Genomic DNA, 15,655 nt, shown 5'->3' with positions numbered 1-15,655 from the left:
CCCCTGCTGTCAGCGACAGGCTTGGCCGTTGTCGTCGGTCGGGATCAGCCCGGCGCTGGCCAGCATGTCGTCGATGCGGCCACGTACATGCGCGGCGTCTTCGGGTGCGGCGCTGTGCAGGACGGCCTCGGCGCGGGCCTGGAAATCCAGATAATCGAAGTCGGCGTCCTCATCGGACGCCACGTTTGGCAGCGCGTCCTGCAGTGCATCCAGGTGCGCATCCAACTCTGAGCGATTAGGCATCGGTGACTCCACGGCAAAGTCCCAAGGTTGCGGCTATGCCGTCAAGGATCTGCGAAACCGCGCAGCGCATGCGGGATGCGGCATCTGGTCGGGTGCGGCGTATCGAGGTCCGTGCTGATCAGCGTTGTGCGCCGCATCGGCATCTGGCCAACCTTGCGCACGCACGATGCGCTGCCGGCGCGCACCACCTTCCCTCAACTTTCGCACGCGTCGGCCGATACTGATGCCGACTCCTCCAGAACTTCGCCCGTGATCCTCCATTTGCGGCGGGATTTCCGCCTCGGCATCGTCAAGATGCTCGGGCCGATCACCGCGCTGTTGCTCTGCCTGTACGCGGTGTACCTGGCCATGCATGGCCAAGTGGTGGCATGTGCGTTGACTGCCGCGCTCGGCCTGGTCGCGGTGTGGCGTGGCTGGCGCATGCGCAGTGCCGAGCGCACCGGACGCGGCGGGGTGTGGCTGGCCTCCATCAATGTCGCTGGCTGCCTGATCGGCTGCTGGAGCGGCGGCGACGGCGCCCTGCCCTGGTTGTTCCCGGTGCTGGCCACCAACTATTTTCTCTGCGGCCCGCAGCGCGCGGTGTTGCTGAGCCTGCCGTTGCTGGCGGCCTTGCTGTTGCTGCCCGGCTTGATCGTCAGCCCTGGCCAGGGCATCTCCACTGTGATGGTCACCTTGGTGACGCTGGCGGTGGGCTACGCGTTCTCGGTGCGCATGCAGGACGACCGCGTGCATCTGGAAGAACTGGCCTCGCTGGATGCGCTGACCGGGCTGCCCAACCGGCGCATGCTCGAGCGCGCGCTCACCCATCAGATCGATCAGCGCCAGCCGCAGGATCGGCTCAACAGCCTGATCATCCTGGACCTGGACCACTTCAAGGACGTCAACGATCTGTACGGGCATGCCGCCGGCGATGCGGCATTGGCTGACCTGGCCACGATCCTGCGGTTCGAGGTGCGTGAGCCTTACCAGGTGTTCCGTTTCGGCGGCGAAGAGTTCGTGGTGCTGCTGCGTGCCGGCTCGCTGGCGGAACTGGAAGCGGCCACCGAACGCTTGCGCAAGGTGATCCGCAACGGATTACGCGGGCCGGGCGGACGCATCACCGTGTCGCTGGGCGCGGCCCGCCACGATGGCGAGACGCACTGGCAAGACTGGTTTTCGCGTGCGGATGCGGCGCTGTATCTGGCCAAGAACGGCGGCCGCGACAGCGTGCGCATCGCCGACTGAGTCATCAATCGCTGATCGGCAATTGCCGATCAGCGATTGATACCCTCGTGCCTGCATGGGCGGGGTGGCCGCGCGGCCACCCCGCCCTGCCATCTCAGCGCTCGGCCACTGCCACCGGCGCGGCCGGTGCATCGCCTTGCTTCCAGCCACCCAGCGCCTTGTAGACGCCGACCACGCCGACATTGACCGCCGCTTCGGCCTGCGCCAATGCATCGTCAGCCGCCAGCTGGGTGCGCTGTGCATCCAGCAGGGTCAGGAAGTCTTCCGAACCCTCGCGGTAGCGGATCTGCGCCAGCTGCTCGGCACGCCGCGCCGCATTGGCCTGGTCCACCACGATCGCCAGGCGCGCCTGCTGACGCCCGTAGCCGGTCAAGGCATTTTCGGTGTCTTCCAGTGCCAGCAGCACGGTCTGCTGGTACTGCGCCAACGCGCCTTCGGCCTGCGCCTTGCTGGCACGCAGGCGTGCACGTACGGTGCCGAAGTCGAACGCGGCCCAGCTGATCGACGGCGTGATCGACCACGCCTTTGCGTTGCCCTGGGTCAACCTGGCCGCATCGCCAGACAGAAAGCCGACAAAGCCGCTCACGCTGATGCGCGGGAACAGATCGGCCGTGGCCACGCCCACCTGTGCGGTGGCCGCAGCCAGACGCCGTTCGGCGGTGCGCACGTCCGGGCGTTGCCGCAGCAAGCTGGCGGTATCGCCAAGCGGCAAGGCGCGGGCGAACGGAGGTGCGATGCGCGGCACCAGGGTGGCATCCAGCGCATTCGGCTGTTGACCGAGCAACACGGCAATCCGATGGCGGTACTGCGCCTCGGCAGTTTCCAGCAATGGAATGTCGGCTTCGATGGCCTTCAAGCGTGCCAGGCTGCTCTGCACATCCAGCTCGCTGCCGGCACCCAGGTCCCAACGCGTCTGCGTCAGCTTCTGGGTGTCGCGCAGGTTGGTCAGGGTGCGCTTGGAGACGTCCAGCTGCTTTTGCGTACCGCGCAATTCGAAATAGTTGCGCGCCACTTCCGCGGCCACCGTGACCTGCACGTCCTGCAGGCCGGCCTGCTCGGCTTCCAGGTCGGCACGCGCCGCCTCCGACGCACGCCGCTGGCGGCCGAACAGATCCAGCTCCCACGCCGCATCCAGACCCAGCGTGGTCTGCTCGGTGAGGAAACGCTGATTGCCGGCGATCACCTGCTGTTGTTCGCGGCGATCGAAGCTGCCCTGTGCGGTGATGTGCGGCGCCTGGTCCAACCGGCGTTCGACGAACACCGCACGCGCCTGCTTGACGCGCGAGACGGCAATGCGCAGATCGTGGTTGGCGAACAACGCATCGCGCACCAGTTGTTCCAGCACCGGGTCATCGAACTGCGACCACCAATTGCCCACCGGCGACTCGGCACTGTAGGCCGCATCCTGCGCGCCTTGCAGTGTCACCGCGGCCGGCGGTTCGGGGCGGTAATCCGGCCCGACCGCGCAACCACTCAGGATCGCCGCGGCGAGCGCGGCGCCCAGCAAGGTCCTCACCATGGCAGCACCTCGCCCAGGTGGGTGAAGCTGCCATTGGGGCCGTGCGCATCGATCAATGCCATCTGCACGCTGCTGTGTGCGCCCTGCTCCACGTCGATCTCGCCGACGCCACCGTTCATGTCGGTTTTGACATAGCCCGGGTGCACCATGTTGACCTTGATCGCGCTCTCGCGCAGCTCATGGGCCAGGTGCACGGTCCAGCTGTTGAGTGCGCTCTTGGAGGCGTCGTAGGCGGGTATCTTGAAGTCATAGATCGGCGAGCCCGGCTGTGTGTGCAGGGTCAACGAGCCGAGGATGCTGGAGACATTGACGATGCGCCCGGCCAGCGAACGACGCAGCAGCGGCAGGAACGCCTTGGTCACGCCGACCACCGCAAACAGATTGGTGTCGAAGGTGCGCTTCCAGGTGTCCAGGCTCTGCTCGGACGGCTTGCGCTGCATGTCCTCGATCATGATGCCGGCGTTGTTGATCAGGATGTCCAGGTGGCCGTGACGCTGCTCCACCGTGCCAACGGCCGCGGCGATGCTGATGTCGTCGTTGACGTCCAGCTGGATGGCTTCCACCGGCAGGCCTTCGGCCTGCAGCTTGAGTGCGGCGGCAACGGCGTCATCGCGCTTGCGGCCGGCCAGCAGCGTGTGCACGCCGGCCTGGGCCAGTTGACGGACGGTCTCCAGGCCGATGCCGCGGGTACCGCCGGTGACCAGTGCGATCTTGTTGGTGCTCATGTGCAATGTCCTTCAAAGATGGGGGAAGAGGAATCAGGCCTTGACCGGATCATGTGCCACGGCGGCCGATGCGGCGGGTTCGCCACGGGTCACCCACTTGCGCAGGGCCACGTAGAACACCGGCGTCAGGAACAGGCCGAACAGGGTCACGCCCAACATGCCGGCGAACACGGTGATGCCGGTGACCGAGCGCACTTCTGCGCCAGCGCCATGGCCGAACACCAGCGGCACGGTGCCGGCGATGAAGGCAATGGAGGTCATCACGATCGGGCGCAGCCGCAGGCGGCAGGCTTCCAGTGCGGCTTCAACGATGCCCTTGCCGTGCATTTCCAGTTCGCGGGCAAATTCCACGATCAGGATCGCGTTCTTGCACGCCAGGCCCATCAACACCACCAGGCCCACCTGCACGAACACGTTGTTGTCGCCACCGGTGAGCCACACACCGAACAACGCAGACAACAAGGTCATCGGCACGATCAGGATCACCGCCAGCGGCAGCGTCCAGCTTTCGTACAACGCGGCCAGCACCAGGAACGCCAGCAGCACCGCCATCGGGAACACGATCAACGCGGAGTTGCCTTGCGTGGATTGCTGGTAGCTCAGGTCGGTCCACTCGATGTTCATGCCGTTGGGCAACACCTTCGGTGCCATGCCGGATAGCGTCTGCATGGCCTCGGTGGAGGACAGCACGCGCGGGTCTGCTTCACCGATCAGGTCAGCAGCCGGATACCCGTTGTAGCGGATCACCGGATCCGGGCCGTAGGTCTGGCCCAGCGTCACCATGCTGCCGATCGGCACCATCTGCCCACGGTCGTTGCGGGTGCGCAGATTGGCGATGTCTTCGACGCTGTCGCGGAACTGTCCATCGGCCTGGGCGATCACCTGGTAGGTGCGACCGAAGCGATTGAAGTCGTTGATGTACGACGAACCCAGGTAGGTCTGCAGCGTGTCGAACAGATTGGTCAACGGCACGCCCTGCGCCTTGGCCTTGTCGCGGTCGACCTTGGCATCGAGCTGCGGCACGTTGGCCTGGTAGGTGCCGATCGGGAACTGCATACCCGGCGTCTGCGAGATCGCACCGGACATCGCGTTCACCGCACTCTGCAGCTGGCCGTAGCCCAGTCCCGCACGGTCCTGGATGTACAGCGAGTAGCCCGAGCCCTGCCCCAGACCCAGAATCGGCGGCGGCATGAAGGCGAACGCGAAGCCCTGCTGGATCTGGCTGATGCGTGCGTTGATTTCCGCATTGATCTGCACCGCACTGCGGCTACGCTCACTGAAGGGCTTGAGCGTCAGGAACACCGTGCCGGTGTTGGGCGTGTTGGTGAACTGCAGCGGATTCAAACCCGGGAACGCAATCGCGTGGTCCACGCCTTCGGTCTGCAGCGCGATCTGGGTGATCTGGCGGATCACCTCATTGGTACGCTCCAGCGAGGCGCCTTCCGGCAGCTTGGTGCCTGCGATCAGGTACAGCTTGTCCTGGGTGGGAATGAAGCCGCCCGGCACCAGCTTGAACATCACCCCGGTGCCGACCAGCAGCAACAGGTACACCACAAACACCGCACCGCGCTTGCCCAACGCGCGCGACACCGCGCCTTGATACTTGTGCGAACTGCTGTTGAAGAAGCGATTGAACGGACGGAACAGCCAGCCGAACAAGCGGTCGATCAGCCGCGACGGGCCGTCCTTCGGCGCGTCGTGTGCCTTCAGCAGCATGGCGGCCAGCGCCGGCGACAGGGTCAGCGAGTTGATCGCCGAGATCACCGTGGAGATGGCGATGGTCACCGCGAACTGCTTGTAGAACTGTCCGGTCACACCCGACAGGAACGCCATCGGCACGAACACTGCGCACAGCACCAGCGCGATCGCGATGATCGGCCCGGACACTTCGCGCATAGCCTGGTGCGCCGCGGCCAGCGGGGTCAGGCCTTCTTCGATATTGCGCTCGACGTTTTCCACCACCACGATCGCGTCGTCGACCACGATGCCGATTGCCAGCACCAGGCCGAACAGGCTCAGCGTGTTGATCGAAAAACCCAGCAGATACAGCGCGGCAAACGTACCGACCACCGACACCGGCACCGCCAGCAACGGGATGATCGAGGCACGCCAGGTCTGCAGGAACAGGATCACCACCAGCACCACCAGCAGCACCGCTTCGAGCAGCGTATGCACCACCGCGCTGATCGAGTCGCGCACGAACACGGTGGGGTCATACGCGGCCGACCACGCCATGTCCTGCGGGAACTGCTTTTCCAGCTCGGCCATCTTGGCGCGCACCGCGTCCGACAATTCGATTGCGTTGGCACCGGGCGACTGGAACACACCCATGCCCACCGCGTTCTGGTTGTCCAGCTGCGAGCGCAAGGTGTAGTTGCCGGCGCCCAGTTCCAGGCGCGCCACATCCGACAACCGCACGATCTCGCCGCTGTTGCCGCTGCGGATCACGATGTTGCCGAACTCTTCTTCGGTGGTCAGGCGGCCCTGCGCATTGATCGAGAGCAGGAAGTCGCTCTTGTTGGGCATCGGCTCGGCGCCCAACTGACCGGCGGAAACCTGCACGTTCTGCTCGCGGATGGCGGCAACCACATCGCTGGCGGTCAGCCCGCGCGCAGCCACTTTGTCCGGGTCCAGCCAGATGCGCATGGCGTAATCGCCCGCGCCGAAGATCTGGATCTGGCCCACGCCCGGCAGGCGCGACAGCTCGTCCTTGACCTTCAGCAACGCGTAGTTGCTCAGGTACAGCGAGTTGTACTTGCCCTTGGGCGAGGTGAGATGCACGACCATGGTTAGCGTCGGCGACTGCTTCTGCGTGGTCACGCCCTGGCGACGCACGTCCTCGGGCAGACGCGCCTGCGCCTGGCTGACGCGGTTCTGCACCTGCACCTGCGCCTGGTCCGGATCGGTACCGGGCTTGAAGGTCACGGTGACCACCAGCACGCCATCGGAGCCGGCGACCGACTTCATGTACATCATGTCTTCGACGCCGTTGATGGCTTCCTCAAGCGGCGTGGCGACGGTCTCGGCGATGACCTTGGGGTTGGCGCCCGGGTAGACCGCGCGCACCTGCACGCTCGGCGGTACCACTTCGGGGTATTCGCTGATCGGCAGCAGCGGCATGGCGATCAAGCCAGCCGCGAAGATGATGATCGACAGCACCGCCGCAAAGATCGGTCGGTCGATGAAAAAACGGGAAAAGTCCATGGGGATGGTCCTGAAAGAAGTCGCCGCCGGGTGGCGGCGCGGCACACAGCGCCCCGGTCCGGCCATCGGGATGGCCGGCGGTTGGGGCGCGCGGTGCAGCGGTAAAACGGGTGCTTAGTTGGACGCGGTGCGCTTGTCCGCCGCCGGCACCATGGCCACAGCCTTGGCGTCGACCGGCATGCCGGGCATGAAGATCTTCTGCACGCCATCGACCACTACGCGGTCACCGGCGGCCAGGCCCTTGCGGACGATGCGCAGGCTATCGGCCGTACGGCCGAGCTCCACGTCGCGTCGCTGCGCCTTGCCATCCTTGTCGACCACGTAGACGTACTTGCGGTCCTGGTCGGTCAGCACGGCCTTTTCATCGACCAGCATGGCCTTGAACTGGCCGCTGCCGAGCAACTGCACATGCGCATACAGGCCTGGCGTGAACTGCCGATCCGCGTTGTCGAGCACGGCACGCACGCGGATGGTGCCGGTGCTGCGGGTGACCTGGTTGTCCAGGAAATCCACGCGCCCGCTGTGCGGGAAGCCCTGCTCGCCGACCAGGCCGATGCGCACCGGCAACTCGCCGCCGCGCTCGTCCGGACGCTCGCCGTTGCGGCTCATCTGCGAGTAGCGCAGGAAGGTGCCTTCATCGGCATCGAAGTACACGAACACCTTGTCCAGCGACACCAGCGTGGTCAGCACACTGGCGCTGTCGCCGGCAGTGACCAGGTTGCCGGCGGTGACCATCGCACGCCCGGCGCGGCCGTCGATCGGGGCACGCACGCGTGTCCAGTCCAGGTTGAGCTTGGCGGTGTCCACAGCAGCTTGTGCGGCCAGCACCTCGGCATCGGCCTGGTCGGCCGCGGCGCGGCGTTGTTCCCAGGTTTCGGTGGAGATGGCCTGCTGCTCGGACAGCTTGCGCGCACGCGTCGCTTCGCTGCGGGCCAGGCTGGCCTGGGTGCGGGCACGCACCAGCGCGGCATTGGCGCGGGCAAACTCTGCGCGGTAGCTGCGGTCGTCGATGCTGAAGAGCACATCGCCCTTCTTCACTTCGGCGCCTTCGGCGTAATTGACCTTGTCGATATAGCCGGACACGCGCGGGCGTAGCTCCACGCTTTCCACCGGCTCGATGCGGCCGCTGAATTCATCCCACTGGCTGATCTCTTTCAGCAGCACCGGGGCGACACTGACGCTGGGCGGTGGCGGCGCGCCGGTCTCGGCGGCCTTGCTGCCGCAACCGGCCAACACGACCGCGAGGACAGCGCCCGTCAATACAGTACGCAAGGGAAAACGGAACGGGGTGGCGTTCGGGGTCATGGGGAAATCTCTCGGGTGGGAAGGGGAAACTGCAGACCGGCCAGGCGGCCAGCCGACGGTGCGGTCTGCGGGCGACGGCTGACGGTCACGATGGCGTGTCCGGGCTGGCCAGGCCCGGCGATCAACGAGACGGCGGCGCGGCCGACGTCAACGGCCCGGATCCATTCCGGGCAGGCCTCCTTGGCACGGCTGGGCGTGCACACCGGCTGCTCGACCGACAGCAGGTGTACGCGCACGCCCAACGGTTTGGCTTCTTCGTGCAGCACCTGCGCCAGCATGCGGGTGGCCGCCGCGGCGATGGAAATATCGCCGTGCGCCGACCACGCGCGCAACGCACACGGGCTGCCGAGCAACAGGTAACGGCCGCCGCCATCGGCCTCGGCCAGTAGCGGCATCAGATGCCGGGCGGCCGCCAGGTGCGGAAGCAGGTCGCGGTCCAGCCGGCGGCGCAAGGCGTTGACCGGGCGGTCCAGCAGGCGGCCAGCCTTGAGCGGGCTGCCCAGGCTCGCAACCACCGCCGCCAGCGGGCGTGGGCGCTGCGCCAGCTCGGCAGCCAGCGCCTGCGCGGCGGCGTCATCGGCCACCGAGCCCTGCACCGTCTCCAGCAAGGGGCTGTCGCCATGGCGGGCGCGCAACGCAGCCAGCTTGGCGGCATCGCGACCGACTACCAGCACCGGCAGCTGCGCCTCGAGCAGCGCGGCGACAATGCCGGCACCGACGTTGCCCGCGCCACCCAGAACGACCGTCTCGGATTGGACCATCCCAGTCACGGGACTTTCACTCCCGAAATCGGGACAATCCCACACATGGCCCAACGTGCAGACAGCCCGCTGCGGCGCACCGGCGCACCGCCGGCCTGCCGCTTGGGCGAGGCAGCAAAGGCACGCGAAACGCTGGAATGCGGGCGTTTTTCCGGCATCTGCACCGGATCGAACGCGCTCTCAAGGGCGTCGCGGGGACTGGGGGACAAGCCGAGAAGTTGGCGTAACCACATGGCGGCGCTCCTGCGTGGAGGGGATGCCGCATAAGCTAGGCCTCAAAGCAGCACTTGATTAGTCCGGATTTAGGGGAATAATCGTCCCGCAAGCGGTCCAATCCCTCCAGACTCCGGAAGGCACCCCTCATGACCCACGATCTCAACGACACCCTGATCTTCGTCAAGGTGGTCGAACAAGGCAGTTTCATCGCTGCCGCCAACTCGCTCGGCCTGCCCAAGACCACGGTCAGCCGCAAGGTGCAGGAACTGGAAACCCGGCTGGGTGCCCGCCTGCTGCACCGGACCACGCGTCGCATCGGCCTGACCGAAGCCGGCGCGGTCTATCACGAGCATTGCCAGCGCATTGCCCGTGAACTGGAAGAAGCCGAAAGCGCCGTCGGCCAATTGCAATCGGGCCCGCGCGGCTGGTTGCGCTTCACCGTACCGTACTCGCTGGGCATCACCTGGATCGCGCCGTTGCTGGGCGAATTCCACGCGCAATACCCGGAAATCCAGCTGGACATGCACCTGGGCAACGAGAAGCTGGACCTGATCGGCGGCGAAGCCGATCTGGCCCTGCGCGTGGGTGCCCTGCCCGATTCCAACCTGGTCGCGCGCAAGCTGGGCAGCCTGCGCACGCAGGTGTTTGCCAGCCCGTCTTACATCGAACGCTATGGCGAGCCGCTGCACCCGGACGAGTTGCAGTTCCATCGCACGCTCGCCCTGCGCAAGAACCGCAACGTGCACAACAACCGCTTCTTCTGGTCGCTCAGCGACGGCAGCGATGTGCGCGAATTCCCGGTCAATCCGTTGATGGTGGCCAACGACCCGGCCGCACTCAATGGTGCGGTGCTATGCGGCGAAGGCTTGTTGCTGACCGGCGATGTGATGGCCAAGCCGTTCGTGCAATCGGGCATGGTGCGGCGTGTACTGGCCGGTTGGACCGGGCCGGAAGTGGACTTCAACGCGGTCTTCGCCGGTGGCCGGTTGGTGTCGCCGAAGGTGCGTGCGTTCGTGGATTTCCTGGTGACGCGCCTGAACTTCGACGCCGATTACATGATGGCACAGTGCCCTGCACGGCTGGCCGCACAGCGCGCCAATGGGGATGCGGAAGTGGAGGTTGAAGTGGAGGCCGAGTTGCGCGCCGAGGGTAAGCGCATTTTGGAGAAAGCTACGGCGTGACGGGCGTTTTGTGCGGTCTCGGCACGTAGCAAAGCAGGTGTTCCTTCTACCATTGGAGCAAGCTGCCTGCGGGACTGATGAGGGTGAGGCGCGTTGGTTGTTCTGATATTCGTAATCGGATTTGCGTCTAGCTCGCGCAAGAAAGTTGATGCGCCGCTTCAAGCGAATCCCTGATCCCGACGCTCCAATCCCGGCTTCAAAGCAGAGCTTTCGCGCCTGCGGCGCGAGTTCCTTTTGTCTTGGCAAAAGGAACCAAAACCGCTGTCGCCGACGCAATCCGGTGCGGTGAAGCTGCACCGGTGCCCTGCGCTCCTCGCCACGCGCGGCACGGCGCCCAAACTCGCTGCGCTCAGACAAGGGCGCCTCTTCGGCCACGCGCGGCTGCGGTGCTCGGCTTGCTTTAAGGCGACTGGGTGAAGCGGAGCAAGAGCGGAGCAGCCCGGCCCGACCTATCTATTTCGTTGTACCGATAGTCGGATTGGGCTTTTTGCATCTGGTTCGCAGTAAGAGCTGACGCGATGATTCAAGCGAATCCCTAATCCCGACGCTCCAATCCCGGCTTCAACGCAGAGCTCTCACGCCTGCGGCGCGAGTTCCTTTTGTCTTGGCAAAAGGAACCAAAACCGCTGTCGCCGACGCAATCCGGTGCGGTGAAGCTGCACCGGTGCCCTGCGCTCCTCGCCACGCGCGGCACGGCGCCCAAACTCGCTACGCTCAGACAAGGGCGCCTCTTCGGCCACGCGCAGCTGCGGTGCTCGGCTTGCTTTAAGGCGACTGGGTGAAGCGGGAGCAAGAGCGGAACAGCGGTGCCGAAGCAAGGTTTCAGGCTTGGCAGGCGACGGATCGCTGTGTTGATTGCAAACAGGGCAATACAGCGACAGCGACAGCGACAGCGACAGCGACAGCGACAGCGACAGCGACAGCGACAGCGACAGCGACAGCGACAGCGACAGCGAGTTCAATGATGAGGAGTACAGCCGCTTTATTGAACGTTCTTTTTGCTCTTATTTTTTGTTTATGTTGGCGTTTGCGTAACCAGTGATCTGGATCTTGGTCTTGCTTCAGGCCGTCTCTAACTCAAAAAAAAGGCCGCTTTCGCGACCTTTTTCATGCATCCGGTGAGGTCAGTTACACGTCACGCAATGCCATCAAACTCAGCGCATGCCGGTAGTGCTGGCGGCGCCTTCCTGGCGTAGCGGGATCAGGCGGATTTCGACGCGGCGGTTCTGTGCGCGGCCGGCGTCGGTGCTGTTGTCGGCGATCGGGTAGCGCTTGCCGGCGCCCATGGTTTCCATGCGTTCGCGCTGCACGCCCTGGGCCGTCAGGTACTGGGCGACCGCGTTGGCGCGCTCTTCGGACAGGCGCTGGTTCACCGCATCGCTACCGACGCTATCGGTGTGCCCCACCACTTCCACCATGGTCTGGTTGTACTCACGCAGTGTCGAGGCCACGCCGTTGAGCGCGGTGTAGAACTGCGGCTTCAACGCAGACTTGCCGAAGTCGAAGGTGATGCCATCGGGCAGGTTCAAGGTGATGTTGTCGCCCTGGCGCTGCACGTCGATGCCGGTGTTGGCGGTGCGCTCGCGCAACGCGCGTTCCTGACGGTCCTGGTACTGGCCCACGGCCGCACCGCTCAATGCGCCGATACCGGCACCGATCATCGCGTGCTGACGGCGTTCGGTGGCGCTGTCGCCGGTGAGCAGGCCGGCGGCCACGCCGATCGCGGTACCGATCAGCGCATTGCGGCCGGTGCGGTTCTGCTGTTGGGTCTGGTCGCCGTACTGGTCGCGCTGCACGTACGAGCCGCCGGTGGCGCAGGCGGACAGCGCGATGGCGCTGGCCAAGGCCACGGCAAGGCTCTTGCTGGCTGCTGGGGACATGGTGTTCTCCTTTGGCCGGACCATCCGGCGCTGAATCGTGCCGCGAGGATAAACAGCGCAACGCGACTGGCACATGATGAAATCGCCCGCCGCCAGCGTTCGGCTAGCGGTTCATTCAGGAAAACGTTTTCGCTTAGCCGCGCGTGCCTGCATAGGCCGCCAACGCGGCATCGCGCCCTTCGGCCAGGCCGATGATCGGCGCGCGAGGATAGGTCGGTGCCAGCCGCGCCAGCGATAACGGATGCAGCCACGGTGCAAAGCGCTCTTTCACCGGCAATGCCGCCAGCTCGGGAATCCAGCGCGTGATGTAAGTGGCTTGCGGGTCGAATTTCTCGGCCTGCGTCACCGGATTGAACACGCGGAAATACGGCGCGGCATCGGCGCCAGTGCCGGCCACCCACTGCCAGCCCATCGTGTTGTTGGCCAGGTCCGCATCCACCAAGGTGTCCCAGAACCAGCGCGCGCCCTCCAGCCAATGCACGCGCAGATGCTTGCACAACAGGCTCGCCACGATCATGCGCACGCGGTTGTGCATCCAGCCGGTGTGCCACAGCTGCCGCAGCCCCGCATCGACGATCGGGATGCCGGTGCGCCCGCGCTGCCATGCGTCCAGCGTGACCGGATCCACCGTGGCCCAGTCGAAGCCGGCGAAGCGTGGGTTGAGGTTTTGCGTGGTGGTGTCCGGGAAGTGATGCAGCAGGTGGTACGCAAAATCGCGCCATCCCAACTGGCGAATATAGCCGTCGATTTCCGCGCCATTGCGTGCGGTGCGCTGCGCCTCCAAGGTGCTGGCAATGCGCCAGGGCGCGATCTCGCCGAAATGCAGATGCGGCGACAACTGCGACGTGCCAACGCGGTCGGGGCGGTCGCGGTTTTCGCGGTAACCCGACAGCGCGCCGTCGACAAAGATCTCCAGCATCTCGTGCGCACCGGCTTCGCCCGGCTGCCAGTGTTCCCAGAAGCCCTGGTCCCATGCTGGCGTGGGCAGCAGGTTCAGCGCATCGACGTGTACACGGTCCAGCGACGCGGGCAACGGCGGCAGGCTGCGCGGCGCGGGCATGGCATCGGGCAAGCGCAGCTGAGTGAGTGCATTCCGCCAGAACGGCGTAAACACCTTGTACGGCCCGCCCTGCTGGGTGGCCAGGGCCCATGGTTCGAACAACAGCGCGGCGTTGCAGCTTTGCACCTCCAGCCCACGTTCGCGCAGGCTGCGCTTGATCTGCGCATCGCGTGGCTGGGTGGCCGGCTCGTACTTGCGGTTCCAGTACACCGCCACCGCCCCGGTCTGCGCGATCACCGCGTCCAGCACCTGCGCGCTGTCGCCCTGACGAATCAGCAAGGCGCTGCCGCGCGCGCGCAAGGAGGCATCCAGTGCGGCGAGACTGCGATGCCGCCACGCACGCGATGCCGCGCCCGGCGCCCATTGGCCTTCTTCGTGCGGTGCATCGATGTAGAGCGGAATCGGGTCGTGCCCGGCATCGAGCGCGGCGCGCAAGGCGGGGTTGTCCTCCAGACGCAGATCGCGACGGAACCAGACGATGGCGTAAGACATGCGGACTCGGCAGCGGCAGGTGAGGCCGCGCAGCATAAGCCAGCGGCCGCAACGATGGCGCGATGCCAGCCGCGGAGTCTGTGCGAAGCGTTCGCTGGCGCACCGTCGGTGCCGCGATGTGCGGCAGCAATCGCTGCGCGTCACGTCCTACCCGCCTTACGCGCGCTGGTGCAGCTCCGCGCGCATGGCATCCCGGCATCGCTGCTGACACATGCGGTGCCGGGCACCGGCCCCCCATTCCTCATCGACCGCCATCCCTGAGGTCGAGATGCCACACGTTGCCAGCGGCTTACTCGAAGCTACCCACCGAATCGTGCGCCAGATTGTCAAAGCGCGTGTATTCGCCGAAGAACTTGAGCTTGCACGAGCCGGTCGGGCCACCACGGTGCTTGCCGATGATGATCTCGGCCAGGCCCTTGTCGGGCGAGTTTTCCTTGTTGTAGTAGTCGTCGCGGTAGATGAACACGATCATGTCCGCGTCCTGCTCGATTGCGCCGGATTCGCGCAAATCGGCCATCACCGGGCGCTTGTCGGTCCGCGTTTCCAGCGAGCGATTGAGCTGCGACAACGCAATCACTGGCACGTTGAGCTCCTTGGCCAGGCCCTTGAGCCCACGCGAAATTTCCGAAATTTCGGTCGCGCGGTTTTCGCTATTGCCCGGCACTGACATCAGCTGCAGGTAGTCGATGACGATCAGGCCCAGGTCGTGTTCGCGCTTGAGCCGGCGGCACTTGGAACGCAGCACTTCCGGCGACACGCCGGGCGTGTCGTCGATGAAGATCTTGGTTTCCTTCAGCATCTTGATCGCGCCAGTGACGCGCGCCCAATCCTCGTCTTCCAGCGCACCGGTACGCAGGCGTTGCGCATTGATGCGGCCGTTGGAGGAGATCAAGCGCATCGCCAGCTGCGACGCCGACATTTCCATCGAAAACACCGCCACGCCTTTCTTGGACTTGATCGCGGCGTATTCGGCAATGTTCAACGCCAGCGTGGTCTTACCCATCGCCGGACGTGCGGCCAGGATGATCAGGTCGGTCGGCTGCAGGCCGGCGGTCATCGCATCGAAATCGGTGTACCCGGTCGGCAGGCCGGTGATGTTGCCGCCGTTTTCGAAGCGGTTGCGCAGCTCTTCGAACGCGTCCTTCAAGGCGCCCGGCATCGCCACGAAGTCGGTCCGCCCACGCGCGCCGGCTTCGGCGATCTTGAACACCGCTTTTTCCGCCGACGCCAGCAGCTCCACACTCTCGCGGCCTTCCGGCTGGAAGCCATCGTTGACGATGTTGGTGCCCACTTCGATCAGCTGCCGCAACACCGCCTTGTCGCGCACGATTTCCGCGTATGCGGCGATGTTCGCCGCCGACGGCGTGGTGCTGGCCAGCTCGATCAGATAGGCGCCATCGCCCACCTGCTCCAGCTTGCCCTGCGACTCGAACCACTCGCCCAGCGTGACCGCATCGAACGGGCGATCCTTCTCGGAGAGCTCGCGGATGGCGCGGTAGATCAGCCGATGGTCGCGCCGGTAGAAGTCGTTCTCGGTGAGCTGGTCGTTGACCTTGTCGAACGCATCCGGCGCCAGCATCAGGCCGCCCAGCACCGCCTGCTCGGCTTCCACCGAATGGGGTGGAACCCGCAACTGGTCCAGGCGCGGCTCGGGACGATCGTAGTCATCACGATCGCGGTCGCGATTGCGGTTGGAACGGAAGCCGGGACGAGCGGACATGGACGGACAGCCTGACGCGAGGGAGACGGGGGCAGGAAGCATAGTCATCGCCGGCGGCGAGGACCATGCACAACTCTGTGGATAACTGGTGCATAGCCAGTGCACCACAGCCTACGCCGGTGCGG

At 65.4% G+C, this 15,655-nt stretch carries 13 protein-coding genes; 2 read left to right on the top strand and 11 right to left on the bottom strand.

What is annotated here, in order from left to right:
• Window positions 1–9: 9 nt before the first annotated feature.
• Window positions 10–243: a hypothetical protein gene (locus tag ACCQ01_RS07960; RefSeq protein ID WP_019237807.1), complete on the bottom strand. Its 234-nt coding sequence runs from the start codon at window positions 241–243 to the stop codon at window positions 10–12.
• 249 nt (window positions 244–492) lie between these two features.
• Here ACCQ01_RS07960 and ACCQ01_RS07955 point away from each other — a divergent pair, with 249 nt between their 5' ends.
• A complete protein-coding gene (locus ACCQ01_RS07955; RefSeq protein WP_228425101.1) occupies window positions 493–1,467 on the top strand; it encodes a GGDEF domain-containing protein in 975 nt (324 codons plus the stop codon).
• A 94-nt stretch (window positions 1,468–1,561) separates the two neighbouring features.
• Here ACCQ01_RS07955 and ACCQ01_RS07950 read toward each other — a convergent pair whose 3' ends face one another.
• From ACCQ01_RS07950 to ACCQ01_RS07925, 6 genes are all read right to left on the bottom strand, one after another.
• Window positions 1,562–2,986, bottom strand: coding sequence for an efflux transporter outer membrane subunit (locus ACCQ01_RS07950; RefSeq protein ID WP_228432911.1), 1,425 nt, complete (start codon window positions 2,984–2,986; stop codon window positions 1,562–1,564).
• Window positions 2,980–3,711, bottom strand: a complete 732-nt coding sequence (locus ACCQ01_RS07945; protein WP_040941522.1) for an SDR family oxidoreductase — start codon at window positions 3,709–3,711, stop codon at window positions 2,980–2,982. Before ACCQ01_RS07945 ends, ACCQ01_RS07950 begins: the two co-directional genes overlap by 7 nt.
• 33 nt (window positions 3,712–3,744) lie before the next feature.
• On the bottom strand, window positions 3,745–6,915 hold the full coding sequence (locus ACCQ01_RS07940) for an efflux RND transporter permease subunit (RefSeq protein WP_115004308.1): 3,171 nt from the start codon (window positions 6,913–6,915) through the stop codon (window positions 3,745–3,747).
• 114 nt (window positions 6,916–7,029) lie between these two features.
• Window positions 7,030–8,220, bottom strand: a complete 1,191-nt coding sequence (locus tag ACCQ01_RS07935; RefSeq protein WP_042598753.1) for an efflux RND transporter periplasmic adaptor subunit — start codon at window positions 8,218–8,220, stop codon at window positions 7,030–7,032.
• Window positions 8,217–8,990 (bottom strand): SDR family NAD(P)-dependent oxidoreductase, encoded by a 774-nt coding sequence (locus tag ACCQ01_RS07930; RefSeq protein WP_042598752.1) that lies wholly within the window; start codon window positions 8,988–8,990, stop codon window positions 8,217–8,219. Before ACCQ01_RS07930 ends, ACCQ01_RS07935 begins: the two co-directional genes overlap by 4 nt.
• Window positions 8,987–9,214 (bottom strand): hypothetical protein, encoded by a 228-nt coding sequence (locus ACCQ01_RS07925; RefSeq protein ID WP_115005587.1) that lies wholly within the window; start codon window positions 9,212–9,214, stop codon window positions 8,987–8,989. The genes ACCQ01_RS07930 and ACCQ01_RS07925 overlap by 4 nt, the downstream gene beginning before the upstream one ends.
• A gap of 129 nt (window positions 9,215–9,343) precedes the next feature.
• Here ACCQ01_RS07925 and ACCQ01_RS07920 point away from each other — a divergent pair, with 129 nt between their 5' ends.
• A complete protein-coding gene (locus ACCQ01_RS07920; protein WP_011036627.1) occupies window positions 9,344–10,378 on the top strand; it encodes an XC_2801 family transcriptional regulator in 1,035 nt (344 codons plus the stop codon).
• Window positions 10,379–10,953: 575 nt separating this feature from the next.
• Here the strand turns inward: ACCQ01_RS07920 and ACCQ01_RS07915 are convergent.
• From ACCQ01_RS07915 to ACCQ01_RS07900, 4 genes are all read right to left on the bottom strand, one after another.
• A complete protein-coding gene (locus tag ACCQ01_RS07915; protein ID WP_372358863.1) occupies window positions 10,954–11,340 on the bottom strand; it encodes a hypothetical protein in 387 nt (128 codons plus the stop codon).
• Window positions 11,341–11,532: 192 nt separating this feature from the next.
• Window positions 11,533–12,258: a YiaD family glycine zipper/OmpA-like lipoprotein gene (locus ACCQ01_RS07910; protein ID WP_011036626.1), complete on the bottom strand. Its 726-nt coding sequence runs from the start codon at window positions 12,256–12,258 to the stop codon at window positions 11,533–11,535.
• A 133-nt stretch (window positions 12,259–12,391) separates the two neighbouring features.
• Window positions 12,392–13,810, bottom strand: a complete 1,419-nt coding sequence (locus ACCQ01_RS07905) for a cryptochrome/photolyase family protein (protein WP_228432554.1) — start codon at window positions 13,808–13,810, stop codon at window positions 12,392–12,394.
• 289 nt (window positions 13,811–14,099) lie between these two features.
• On the bottom strand, window positions 14,100–15,530 hold the full coding sequence (locus ACCQ01_RS07900; RefSeq protein ID WP_011036624.1) for a replicative DNA helicase: 1,431 nt from the start codon (window positions 15,528–15,530) through the stop codon (window positions 14,100–14,102).
• Window positions 15,531–15,655 lie beyond the last annotated feature (125 nt).

Source organism: Xanthomonas sp. NCPPB 4037 (assembly GCF_041475695.2).
Classification (GTDB): Bacteria; Pseudomonadota; Gammaproteobacteria; order Xanthomonadales; family Xanthomonadaceae; genus Xanthomonas; species Xanthomonas campestris.
This window is presented reverse-complemented; position numbering and strand designations above follow the sequence as displayed.